Below are 11,241 nucleotides of genomic sequence, written 5' to 3' on the forward strand. Positions count from 1 at the left end.
CGCCGCGGCGCGGGCCGGGGCGTCGTCGGCCAGTGCGTAGCGGATGCGGCTTTCGTACTCGGCCTTGTTGTCGAAGGTGTAGGCGCCGGTGTCGCCGCCGCCGACCACGAAGACCTCCATCACGCCCACGGGGCGCGCGCTCTCGCCGGTGCCCAGCAGGCCCACGGTGAACTCGCGTCCGGGCAGGTATTCCTCCACCAGCACGGGCTGGCTGAAGGTCTTGAGCAGCTCGGCGCACACGGGCACGAGCCCCGAGGGCTCCAGGACCAGGGAGTTGCCGGTCACGCCCTTGCTGGTGCCCTCGGCCACGGGCTTGGCGAACAGCGGGTAGGGCAGGTCCACCCCGGCCACGTCCTCCAGGCGCTCGATCACGACGAAGTCCGGCGTGCGCAGGCCGCAGTCGCGCACCACGCGTTTGGTCAGGCCCTTGTGCAGGGCCAGGGCCAGGACCAGCGGGTCGGAGAAGGTGCAGGGGATGCGCCAGGCCTCCAGCAGCGCGGGCACGGCGGCCTCGCGCCCGAAGCCGTGCATGCCCTCGGCGATGTTGAACACCAGGTCCCAGCGCCGCCCGGCGGCCAGGGCCCCGGCCAGGGGCTCCAGCCCGCCGATGCGCTCCACCTCGTGGCCCATGGCCGCGATGGCGGCGGCGATGCCGTCCACGGTGACGGGGCTGTCCAGCTCCGCCGTCTCGGCCAGGGAGTAGCCCCGGGCCAGGTAGTCGGCGCGCAGGTCGTAGGTCAGGCCGATCTTCATGACAGCGCACCGCCCCGGGCCAGGATGGCCGCCGAGGACGGGTCGTGCAGGCGGTATTCGCGGCCCTCCCAGTTGCGGAACACGATGTCCTGGCCGTCGGTGCCCGCGATGTAGTCGGGGCACAGCGGGGTCTTGCCGCCGCCGCCGGGCAGGTCGACCACGAAGTGGGGCAGGGCGTAGCCCGAGGTGAAGCCGCGCAGGGCGCGGATGATCTCCAGGCCCCTGGTCACCGGGGTGCGGAAGTGGGTGGTGCCTGCGGCCTGGTCGCACAGGTAGAGGTAGTACGGGCGCACCCGGGCCTTAGCAGCCCCCGGAACAGGTCGCCCATGACCTGCGCGTCGTCGTTCACGCCGGTGAGCAGCACGGTCTGGCTGCCCAGGGGGATGCCCGCGTCGGCCAGCCTGCCGAAGGCCTGCACGGTCTCGGGGGTCAGCTCCGCCGGGTGCGTGCAGTGTACGCTCATCAGCAGCGGATGGTAGCGGCGCAGCATGCGCGTAAGGCGCGGGGTGATGCGCTGGGGCAGGACCACGGGCGCCTTGGTGCCGATGCGCACGATCTCCACATGGGGAATGGCCGTGACGCGCGACAGGATGTACTCCAGGGCCGCGTCGGAGAGCATCAGCGGATCGCCGCCGGAGATGAGCACATCGCGCACCTCGGGGTGGGCGGCGATGTAGGCCACGGCCTGGTCCCACACGCGGGTCATGCGGCTTTTGGCCTCGGGCCGGCCCACGCGGCGCGAGCGCGTGCAATAGCGGCAGTAGGCCGCGCAGAAATCTGTGACCAGGAACAGCACCCGGTCGGGGTAGCGGTGTACGATGCCGGGCACGGGGCTGTCGTGCTCCTCGCCCAGGGGGTCGGCCAGCTCGTGGCAGGCGGTGGGGAACTCGCCGGCCGAGGGCAGCATGGTCCGGCCCAGGGCGCTGCCCCCGGCCAGGCGCTCGGCGTGGAGCAGCGAGGCGTAGTAGGGCGTCACGGCCACGGGCAGGCGCAGCCCGGCGGCCCCGGCGAAGGCCGCGGCCTCGTCGGCGGTCAGGCCGAGGGTGGCGGCGAAGCGCTCGGAGCTGGTCAGGCGGTTCTTGAGCTGCCAGTGCCAGTCGCTCCACTGGCGGGCGTCGATTCCGGGGTGGAAGCGTTCGCGATACTGGCGGGCGGCGCGGCTTTCCACGAACAGGGCCTGCTCGCGGCGCAGGGGGCCGGTGTCGCGCGTTCTGGGTGCGGAGGGAGGCCGGTCTTCGGCCTGTTCCAGGGGAGGTTTGTCCGCCTGGGCGGTGTCGCTCATGTATTCCATCGTCTGTGTCCTCGTGTCCGCGCCCCGCGCCGGGGCCCGGACGGTCTGTGGTTGTTCCCCGCTACTGCTCGCCCGGCTCTGTTTCGGGGCGGGGGGCGTCGTCGGTGGTGCCGCCTTGTTCTTCGACCAGCGTGTCCACGAAGAGCACGGGCATGGCGTGCAGGGAGTCGCTCAGGGTGCCGGTGATGCGCACCAGGGAGCCCTCGTGATCGGCGAGGTTTTCGCCCTCGAGCAGGTAGACCCCGCCTTCCTCGGCTTCGAAATACAGGGTGCCGTCGCTGGAGAACACCAGCCCGCGCCCGCAAAAGGGCTCCACGGCATCGGCCCGCGCCTGGGCGGCGGCCAGCAGGGCGGCCAGCATCCAGGCGCACAGGGCCAGGGTGGCCCGGGTCGTCGCAATCGTGCGCATATTCACCGTCTTGCCCATGATCTAGATTTGGAATCCCGATTCGTAGCCGCAGTCGGCCTCGTTGCCGAGCACGGCGTAGCCGTCCACGACCAGGGCCCGGCGGCCGCGGTCGTCGCTGGCTTCGGTCCCTGTGACGCTCAGCCTGTGGTGGCACAGGCCGAACAGCTCGCGCTGCCTGGTCCCGGCGAGCACGAACTCGGATTCGTCGGCTCCGCACAGCACGACCTCGGACAGCCGCCCGCCCTGGTCCCAGTCGTTGGGCACGACGATGCCGGTGACGGTGATGGTTTTGGCTTTCGCGTGTCTGCTCATGTCCCCGATGCTCCTTGGCGGGACGTGCCGGTCCGCCGCCTTGCCGGGGCCATGAGCAAAGGCCGGGCCAAATATTTATATCGTTGATATGATTGGTATAATTGTTTCAGTGCTCCAGGATGCGGACCCGTGTGGACCTGTTTTCCCCGCGGTGGCGGCGCCCGGGCCGCGCGGGGCCCGCCCCGGGGCGCGGAACCCGGTGCCCTGGCTGTGTAATATGCTGTAATAAAAAGATATTATTTTGATGCCCGCCAGCGGAAAAAAGAGGAACATTCCGTTCCCATTCCCGGTTTCGGGAACACCGGGTTCCGCATTGCGCGCGGTGCGGCGGACACTTGCAAGGCGTCGCCGCTCCCGGTAGGTATCCGCCAGGGGCAATTCCCCCGGAGGCCGACAGCATGAAACGCATCCTCGCCGTCACCAGGGACGAGCGCACCCCGCGCATCGTCGCCGACGCCTTTGCCGCGGAAGCCACGGTGGACGTGTGCGCCGACCCGGGCGAGCTGCCCGCGGCCCTGGTGCGCCGCCACTACGACATGGCCTTTGTGGACATCGGGTTCCTCGACGGCGGCCAGCGCCAGGGCGCCGCCTGCTACAAGCGCGCCCTGCAACCCCTGTGGAGCAACAATCCGCAGATGATCATCGTCGCCCTGTCCGCCCCCGACCGCATCCGCGAGGCGGTCAAGACCGTGAAGGCCGGGGCCGACAACTACCTGACCTATCCCCTGGACCCCGTGGAGACCCAATATGTGGTCGACTCCATCCACGAGGCCATCCGCCTGCAAACCGAGGTCGACTATTTCCGCGCGGCGGCGGCCATGGGCGACAACACCCAGGTGGTGGGCACGCGCAATCCGGCCATGCGCAAGGTCTTCGAGAAGGCCCGCCTCGTTGCGCCGACCATCTCCACCGTGCTCATCGCCGGCGAGACCGGCACGGGCAAAGGCGTTGTGGCCCGGCTGATCCACGCCCTGTCCAACCGCAAGGACGGGCCCTTCGTCAGTGTCCACTGCGGGGCCATCCCCGACACGCTCATCGAAAGCGAGCTCTTCGGCCACGAGAAGGGCGCCTTCACCGGGGCCGTCAAGCGCAAGCTCGGGCGTTTCGAGATCGCCGCCGGGGGCACCATCTTCCTCGACGAGGTGGGCACCATCACCCCCCCAGCGCAGATCAAGCTGCTCCAGGTGCTCCAGGACAAGGTCTTCCAGCGCGTGGGCGGCGACGCGCCCATCGGCATGGACGCGCGCATCGTGGCCGCCACCAATATCGACCTGGCCCAGCGCTGCGCCAAGGGCGACTTCCGCTCGGACCTCTACTACCGGCTGAACGTCTTCCCCATCGAGATCCCGGCCCTGCGCGACCGCCGCGAGGACATCCCCCTGCTGGTGGACTACTTCATGGAGCGCCTGCGCCGCCAGCTCAACAAGGACATCACCGGCGTCCACCCCTCGGTGCTTTCGGCCTTCGACGGCTACGCCTGGCCGGGCAACGTGCGCGAGCTGGAGAACCTCGTGGAGCGCGCCTTCATCCTGGAGACATCGCGCATCCTGACCCCCGAGAGCTTCCCGGCGGAACTCTTCGAGCACGAGGCCCCCGCCGCCACCCTGCCCCTGGACCTGTCCCTGACCCTGGCGGAGTTCCGCGAGCGGGCCAAGGAGAGCGCCGAGCGCCACTACATCAAGGAACTGCTGGCCAGCCACAAGGGGCGCATCAACCGCTCGGCCAAGGACGCCGGGGTCAGCACCCGCCAGTTGCACAAGCTCATGACCCGCCACGGCATCCGCAAGGAGGAGTTCAAGTAGCCGCAGGCGGCCGCAGGCGGCCCGAGGTCGGCCCGAGGTCGGCCGGGGCGCCCCGGGCGCCGGGCCGGGCGGGGGCGGCCATCGGAACCCCAGGTTCCTCTTTCCTGGTGCGCTTGCATTTTTCCTGAATATATCCGGGATGCTATATCCTGGCCCAAACCTTGCTCGGGGCGCCCGGGGCCTGCGGAACGGCCCCGGGGGGACGGATGGGTGTCCTGCGGATGCTGCTGGCCTTGTGCGTGCTGTCGCACCACGGCGGGGTGACGGCCCAGGAGCTGCTGCCCGGCAATGTGGCCGTGCGGCTGTTCTTCATCATCTCCGGTTTCTACATGGCGCTCATCCTGGACGGCAAATACGCCGCCGCCCGCCCCTGGACCTTCTATTCCAACCGTTTGTTGCGCCTTGCGCCCTCCTATCTGGCGGCGGCGGGGGCCGCCCTGGCGCTGCTCCTGGTCCTCGACCTGCATCCCTTCACCACCCGGGCGCGCTTCCTGGCCGCCCTGGACCATCCCGGCGGGCTGGCCGCCGTGGGGCTGCCCAACGCGCTGATCTTCGGGCTGGAGGCGCTGTTCCTGCTGGGCGTGACGCCGCAGGGCGGGCTTTTCTGGGCCGCCGGGGACGCCGGGGCCGTCAAGGCCTTCACCCTGGCCCTGGTGCCCCAGGCCTGGTCCGTGTCCGTGGAGCTGTGGTTCTATCTGCTGGCGCCGTTTTTGGTGCGCTGGTCCTCGCGGCGCCTGGCCGCCCTGGGCCTGGCCAGCGGCGCGCTCTGCGCCGGGCTGTGGGCCTGGGGGCCGGCGGGGGCGGCCCTGGCCTACCGCCTGCTGCCCGCCCAGCTGTACCTGTTCCTGGCCGGGATGCTGGCCTACCGGCTTTGCACGCCGCTGGCCGCCCGGCCCTGGGCCGTGCCCGCCGGGCGCGTGTGCCTTTGGGCCCTGCCTGCGGCGCTGCTGCTCCTGGGCCGCGTGGGCGGCGCCTGGACCTTCGCCCTGGCCGCGCCCCTGTGCTGGGCCTGCCTGGGGCCGCTGTTCCTGGCCACGCGCCGCAGCCGCCCCGACCGTATCGTGGGCCAGTTCTCCTATCCTTTCTATGTGGTCCAGTTCCTGGCCCTGGTGCTCTACGAGGAGTATCTGGGCGAGGCTCCGGGCCTTGTGCTTCTGGGCATGGTCGGCCTGGGCGCGGCCCTGCTGTGGTGGCTGGTGGAGCGGCCGGTGGACCGCTGGCGCCAGCGCCGGGCGGCGGCGGCCCCGCGCGGGGCCGCCGCCCGCCCCGCCCCCGCCGGGGGGGAACCGTTGGGTCCGGTCGTGCCCGAGGCATAGGAACGCCGGGTTCCACTTTTTGTGCCCCCTGATCAATTCGTATTTGATTCCAGCATGTTGTTTCTTGGCCCGGGTGTTGCTATCTCCCGGGGCCGCCCTGCGGCGGCGCCGCGATTTCGAACCGTTCACGACGAGGAAGCGATGAAGAAGAGCACCGGGATGATCACCGTGGAAGGCTATGTCGATCCCTGCCAGTGGAACGAGGAGGAGGAGGTCGTCGCCGTGCAGGTGGCCACCGACGACATGCGCGAATACCTGATCGAGGATTCGGGCAAGGGCGCGCAGCTGCTGGACTATGTGGATGAATATGTGCAGGTGGTCGGGGCCCTGAGCAAGAAGCAGGGCCGGTATGTGCTCAAGGTCCAGCGCTTCGAGGTCCTCGACGCCCCGGAGCTCCCCGACGACTACGAAGACGACGAGGACTACCGCCGATGAGCGCCCCGGGCCGCCCCCGGGAGCCCCGGGGCACGGCGCCCGGCCTGGACTACGCCCAGGTGGAGCGCACCCTGCGGGCCATGCTCGGCGAGATCGACGCCAAGGGCCGGGCCACCGTCGCCGAGGAGACCGCCGCCGAGGACCGCTTCGCCGACGTGGTCGATCTCGCCCAGGCCGAGAGCAACCGCTCCATGGCCCTGCGCCTGCGCGACCGCGAGTTCCGCATGGTCCGCAAGATCCACCAGGCCCTGAAACGCCTGGAGGACGGCACCTACGGCATCTGCGAGGACTGCGGCGAGCCCATCGCCCCGGCCCGCCTGCTGGCCCGCCCCGTGACCACCCTGTGCGCCGACTGCAAGGCCGAGCGCGAGGCCGACGAGGCCCTGCGCAGCTAGCCGTGCGTCGGCCGGGGCCTGCGCGGGGGGCGCCGTGCGCGCTTCCCGCCCCTGGCCGCGGCCCTGGCGCCGGTCCGGGCCGGAGCCTGGCCGCGGCGCATCCCCATTGCCCACCCCCGGAGCATTGCCGAAACGGGCCGGGCGGCGACAAGCCGCCCGGCCCGTTCCGGCCTGCGGGGCCGGGGGTGGCCCTGGCGGCCCCCCGGCTAGCTGGCCCGGGCGCGCACGAAGCGCACCAGGGCGCGTTGCCCGGGCTCGCGCAGGTCCACGAAGTGCGTGGAGCAGGAGATGCAGGGGTCGTAGGCGCGCACGAGCATGCTGGTCAGCAGTTCGATTTCGGCCTCGGTCCTGTCCTTGATGGTCGGAACCAGGGCGTCGAGATCCTTTTGGATGTTGGCGTGGTTCTGGTTGGTGGGAATGACGCAGTCGGCGTTCACGATGCGGCCCTTGGAGTCGTATTCGTAGAAATGGAAGAGGATGCCCCGGGGCACTTCCATGGCGCCGACGCCCCGGCCCGCGCGCGGGGCGATGTCCGGCGCTGTTTCGGGCCGCAGGCCCCTGTCCAGCAGCTCCTCGACGAGGCGGATGGAGTCCTCCAGGCTGTGGGCGCATTCCACGAGCTGGGCCAGGCTGTTCATGTAGGGATTGGCGCAGGGGGCCTTGAGGCCCAGGGTTCCGGCCACGGAGCGCGCCAGGGGCGAGAGGCGGCGGTGGTTGCGGTTGAAGCGCGCCAGGGCCCCGACCATGAGCGAGTCGGTCTTGTTGCGCGTCCATTTCGCCGTGGACCACGGCACGCAGTACTCGTTGGTCAGGTCGCGGTAGTAGAGGGCGGGCACGGGCTGCTCCTCAAGGCTGGTGCCGACTTCGCCCCAGTACATGGCGTACTCGGTGGGCGAGTGCAGGGCCACATATTCGGTGGGGCGCCGGAAGTCGGGCAGGGCTGCGCGCAGGGAGGCCACCAGGGCCACGGCGTCGAGCAGGCGCGGCACTGCGCCCTCCAGCTCCCTGCGCAGGGCGGCCAGTTCCGCCGCGCCGGGGATGCGCGTGAACCCGCCGGGCACCAGGCGCTGGGGATGGGTGGTACGCCCGCAGATCACGCGCGAGAACTCGTTGGCCGTGCGGTGCAGGGCGATGCAGTTGAGCAGTTCCTGGCGGTGGGTCGCGGCCAGGGGCACCACGGAGCCCACGCCCGCGAGGTCGGGCAGCACGAGATAGGCCACATGCAGGATGTGGCTTTGCAGGTTCTCGGCATGCAGGGCGAGCTTGCGCAGGCGCACGGTCTGTTCCGAAACCTGGACGCCCAGGGCGTCCTCGGTGGCCTGGATGGAGGTGAGCTGGTGGCCGATGGAGCAGATGCCGCAGATGCGCGAGACGATCTGGTGTACCTGGCGGAAGTCCTTGCCCAGGATCATGGCCTCGAAGAAGCGCGGGGCCTCGGGCACCTCCCAGCGGCAGGCGGCGACCTCGCCCTGGTCGTTGATTTCCACCACGATGTTGCCGTGGCCTTCCACGCGGCTGACGTGCCTGACCTCCACCCGGCGGGCCGGGTCGGCGGCTCCGGGGGCGGCGTCGGGCGTTGGGGCGGGTGCGGTCTTTCTGGCGCTCATGGCGTTGCTCCGGGGCATTAGAGGGGGGCCGTGGTGTGGCCGAGGTACATGCGCATCAGGTCCTGGACCTGGGTGCGCGAGAAACCTGCGCGGTCCTGCATGACGTAGCGGGCGGCGTCGAGGTTGGCGCCGGGGGCCAGGCCCCGGCAGCCCCAGCACTGGGCGCCCTCGGTGACGCAGCAGGCGCCGCAGCCGCCCCGGGTGATGATGCCCAGGCACAGGCCGCCGCGCTCGTAGCGGCAGACGTTGCCAGCCATCTTGCATTCCACGCAGACGGGATATTCGGGCAGCGTGGGCCGCATGCCCAGCAGCAGCTGCTTGGTCACGCGCAGGAATTCGTTGGCGTCGATGGGGCAGCCGGGCACGGCGGCGTCGACGGGCACCACGGCCGACACGGGCCGGGCCGGGCCCGTGGGGTAACTGCGCGCCTTGTGGCCGTAGACGTGCTCGCGGTAGACGGCCTCGTCCATGAAGTTCTTCATGCAGTTCACCCCGCCGATGTGCGCGCAGGCCCCCAGGGCCACCAGGATCTTGGCCCGGGCCCGGATGCCGCGCACGCGCTCCTCGTCCTCGGGGCGGGTGATGGAGCCTTCGACAAAGGCGATGTCGTAGTCGTCGGCGTGGCCGGTCATGACCTCGCGGAAGCTGACCAGCTCCACATGTTCGAGCAGGTCCAGGAGCTTTTCCTCCAGGTTGGCCACCTGGAGCTGGTCGCCCTCGCAGCCCGCGAAGTCGAAAAAGGCGATTTTGGGCTTGTCGGTCATGGTCCCTCCGGGGCGCGCGGGCGCCTAGAGCGCCTCCTTGAGGGGCTCGATGTCGGTGTAGCGGAAGACAGGACCGCTGACGCAGGCGCTGATGCCGTTGATCTGGCAGTGGCCGCATTTGCCGATGCCGCATTTCATCTTGCGTTCAAGTGAAACGTAGATGCGGTCTGGAGGTATGCACTGGTCGCCAACGCAGGCGCCGATGACAAAGCGGTACATCACTGGCGGGCCGACCATCGCCACATAGGTGTTTTCAACGTCCAGGCGCACCTTGGGCAGCAGGGTGGTGATGACCCCCACGTTGCCCTCCCAGCACGCGTCTCCGACGCAATCCACTGTTTCCATGACCTCCACGTCGCTGCGGCGCGACAGGGCCTCGATTTCGTCCACGAAGATGCGCTCGGAGGGCGAACGGGTGCCGATGAGCAGCAGGATGCGCCCGAATTCCTCGCGGTGGCGGAGCTGGTAGCGCAGGAGGCTGCGCAGGGGGATGTAGCCCAGGCCCCCGGCCACGAAGAGGGTGTCCTTGCCCACGAACTCCTGCACGGGGAAGCAGGACCCGAAGGGCCCGCGGATGCCGACCTTGGCGCCCACGGCGAGGTCGTGCAGGGCGTTTGTGACCGTGCCGATGTTGCGCACGGCGATTTCGAAGCTGTTGGTGCCGGCCTTGGGCCGCGAGCTGATGGAAAAGGGCGCCTCGCCCACGCCGTAGACTGAAACCTGGATGAACTGGCCGGGCTTGTGGGCCAGGGGGCGGCCGTCGTCCTGCTCGAACTCGAACAGGGTCACGAAGTCGGACAGGCGGACCTTGCGCACCAGGGTTGCCGGGCGCGGCGCGTAGGGGGTGAACTCCTTGCCCGGGGTCATGCGTATTCCTCCCACAACCTGTTGAACACGGCCAGCGGGTTGGCGATGCGTGCGGTGCAGGCCTTGATGCAGCGCCCGCAGCCCACGCAGCCGGGCTCGCCGATCAGGTCGAAGATGTACTTGCCCTTGCGGAAGTAGCGGTGCCGGTAGCGATCCAGGTGCTTGCCCCGGAAGTTGTGGCCCCCGGCGACCTGGGCGAAGGCGGGCAGCATGCAGGCGTCCCACTGGCGCCAGCGGCGGCCCTTGCCCAGGCTTTCGTCCAGTTCTTCGCGCATGTCGAAGCAGTAGCAGGTGGGGCAGACGAGGTTGCACGAGCCGCAGGCCAGGCACATGGACGATTTTTCGCGCCAGATGCCGGCGTCCCAGGCCTTGGCCATGACGCGGGGCAGCTCCTGCCAGGGGAATTTCAGGCCGTGGCCGTCGGCGCGCCGCCGGGTGTCCTCGCGGGTGCGCCGGGCGGCTTCGTGCTGGGCGGCGCCGGCGCGCTCCACCTCGCCCGCCGCCAGGAGCAGCTCCTCGCCGCGCGCGGTGCCGACCTCCACGAAGAACATGGCCGGGCCGATCTTGGTCCAGTAGAGGTCGAAGCCGATGTCGGCCCGGCCCGCGCCCAGGGTGGACCAGAAGGCGTCGGGCGCCACGCGCAGGGGATCCAGGGCGAAGATGACCGTGTTCTCGCGGCGGCGGCGGTAGTTCCTGTCCGGGCTGCCCAGCTCCATGAGCTGGTCGAGCTGGGCGATGGCCCGCAGGTCGTAGGGGTGCACGCCGAAAAGCAGCTGCTGGGGCGCCTGGAACACGCCCCTGGCCTCGTAGGTGCGGGTGTCGAAGACGACCAGGTCCTCGCGCGGGGGCAGCAGGTGGCGCTTGAGGGGGTTGACGGTCAGGTCGTAGTCCCAGGCGATTTCCGTGTCCGGCTCCCAGGGGGCGAAGTCGTAGAAGCCGGGCGCGGTCTGCACCGGGACGTGGACCTTGTAGAGCTTGGCCCACAACCGGAACAACCCCGGAAGCTGGCCCTGGTGGACGGTGTATGCGGACATGCGTCCCTCCGTGGCGGCACGCCCGTGGGGGCGGGTCGGATCAGGTGCGGCCGGGCCCGGCGCGGCGTTTCGCGCGGCATGCGTCGCGTCGGCCCGGATTGCCCCTCTATAATATATAATGTCTTTTTGCAAATAGATTACTCCGCGGGTAGGCATTGCCCCCGGCGGGAGCCGGGGATGGCAGGCGGGCCGGGGATGGCAAGGGGCCGGGGATGGCAGGCGGACCGGGGATGGCAGGCGGGCCGGGGATGGTTTC

13 protein-coding genes are annotated in these 11,241 nt (G+C 70.0%); 4 read left to right on the top strand and 9 right to left on the bottom strand.

Annotated elements, in window-relative coordinates:
• From M0P34_RS08940 to M0P34_RS08960, 5 genes are all read right to left on the bottom strand, one after another.
• Window positions 1–753 (bottom strand): D-alanine--D-alanine ligase (locus M0P34_RS08940; RefSeq protein ID WP_291498567.1); only part of this gene is annotated, 753 nt, incomplete at its 3' end.
• The gene (locus M0P34_RS08945) at window positions 750–1,046 is read right to left on the bottom strand and encodes a hypothetical protein (protein WP_291498568.1); all 297 of its coding nucleotides are present in this window, start codon (window positions 1,044–1,046) and stop codon (window positions 750–752) included. The genes M0P34_RS08940 and M0P34_RS08945, both read right to left, overlap by 4 nt.
• Window positions 980–2,044: a KamA family radical SAM protein gene (locus M0P34_RS08950; protein ID WP_291498569.1), complete on the bottom strand. Its 1,065-nt coding sequence runs from the start codon at window positions 2,042–2,044 to the stop codon at window positions 980–982. The genes M0P34_RS08945 and M0P34_RS08950 overlap by 67 nt, the downstream gene beginning before the upstream one ends.
• A gap of 61 nt (window positions 2,045–2,105) precedes the next feature.
• Window positions 2,106–2,471, bottom strand: coding sequence for a hypothetical protein (locus M0P34_RS08955; RefSeq protein WP_291498570.1), 366 nt, complete (start codon window positions 2,469–2,471; stop codon window positions 2,106–2,108).
• A gap of 3 nt (window positions 2,472–2,474) precedes the next feature.
• Complete coding sequence (locus M0P34_RS08960) at window positions 2,475–2,765, bottom strand: hypothetical protein (protein WP_291498571.1); 291 nt, start codon at window positions 2,763–2,765, stop codon at window positions 2,475–2,477.
• Between the two features lie 398 nt (window positions 2,766–3,163).
• Between M0P34_RS08960 and M0P34_RS08965 the strand changes: the two genes are divergently transcribed.
• The 4 genes from M0P34_RS08965 (at window position 3,164) to M0P34_RS08980 (ending at window position 6,713) form a co-directional block, all read left to right on the top strand.
• Complete coding sequence (locus M0P34_RS08965; RefSeq protein WP_291498572.1) at window positions 3,164–4,567, top strand: sigma-54 dependent transcriptional regulator; 1,404 nt, start codon at window positions 3,164–3,166, stop codon at window positions 4,565–4,567.
• Window positions 4,568–4,773: 206 nt separating this feature from the next.
• On the top strand, window positions 4,774–5,883 hold the full coding sequence (locus M0P34_RS08970) for an acyltransferase family protein (protein WP_291498573.1): 1,110 nt from the start codon (window positions 4,774–4,776) through the stop codon (window positions 5,881–5,883).
• Between the two features lie 141 nt (window positions 5,884–6,024).
• A complete protein-coding gene (locus M0P34_RS08975; RefSeq protein WP_291498574.1) occupies window positions 6,025–6,318 on the top strand; it encodes a hypothetical protein in 294 nt (97 codons plus the stop codon).
• Window positions 6,315–6,713 (top strand): TraR/DksA C4-type zinc finger protein, encoded by a 399-nt coding sequence (locus tag M0P34_RS08980; RefSeq protein ID WP_291498575.1) that lies wholly within the window; start codon window positions 6,315–6,317, stop codon window positions 6,711–6,713. Before M0P34_RS08975 ends, M0P34_RS08980 begins: the two co-directional genes overlap by 4 nt.
• A 206-nt stretch (window positions 6,714–6,919) precedes the next feature.
• Here M0P34_RS08980 and M0P34_RS08985 read toward each other — a convergent pair whose 3' ends face one another.
• From M0P34_RS08985 to M0P34_RS09000, 4 genes are read right to left on the bottom strand one after another with little or no spacing between them, the layout of a single operon-like run.
• The gene (locus M0P34_RS08985; protein WP_291498576.1) at window positions 6,920–8,320 is read right to left on the bottom strand and encodes a nickel-dependent hydrogenase large subunit; all 1,401 of its coding nucleotides are present in this window, start codon (window positions 8,318–8,320) and stop codon (window positions 6,920–6,922) included.
• Between the two features lie 17 nt (window positions 8,321–8,337).
• On the bottom strand, window positions 8,338–9,084 hold the full coding sequence (locus M0P34_RS08990; RefSeq protein WP_291498577.1) for a hypothetical protein: 747 nt from the start codon (window positions 9,082–9,084) through the stop codon (window positions 8,338–8,340).
• A 24-nt stretch (window positions 9,085–9,108) separates the two neighbouring features.
• Window positions 9,109–9,951 (bottom strand): FAD/NAD(P)-binding protein, encoded by an 843-nt coding sequence (locus M0P34_RS08995; RefSeq protein ID WP_291498578.1) that lies wholly within the window; start codon window positions 9,949–9,951, stop codon window positions 9,109–9,111.
• Window positions 9,948–10,985, bottom strand: coding sequence for a 4Fe-4S dicluster domain-containing protein (locus M0P34_RS09000; RefSeq protein ID WP_291498579.1), 1,038 nt, complete (start codon window positions 10,983–10,985; stop codon window positions 9,948–9,950). Before M0P34_RS09000 ends, M0P34_RS08995 begins: the two co-directional genes overlap by 4 nt.
• Window positions 10,986–11,241: the final 256 nt, after the last annotated feature.

The sequence above is a fragment of the Desulfocurvus sp. genome (assembly GCF_023230885.1).
GTDB lineage: Bacteria > Desulfobacterota > Desulfovibrionia > Desulfovibrionales > Desulfovibrionaceae > Desulfocurvus.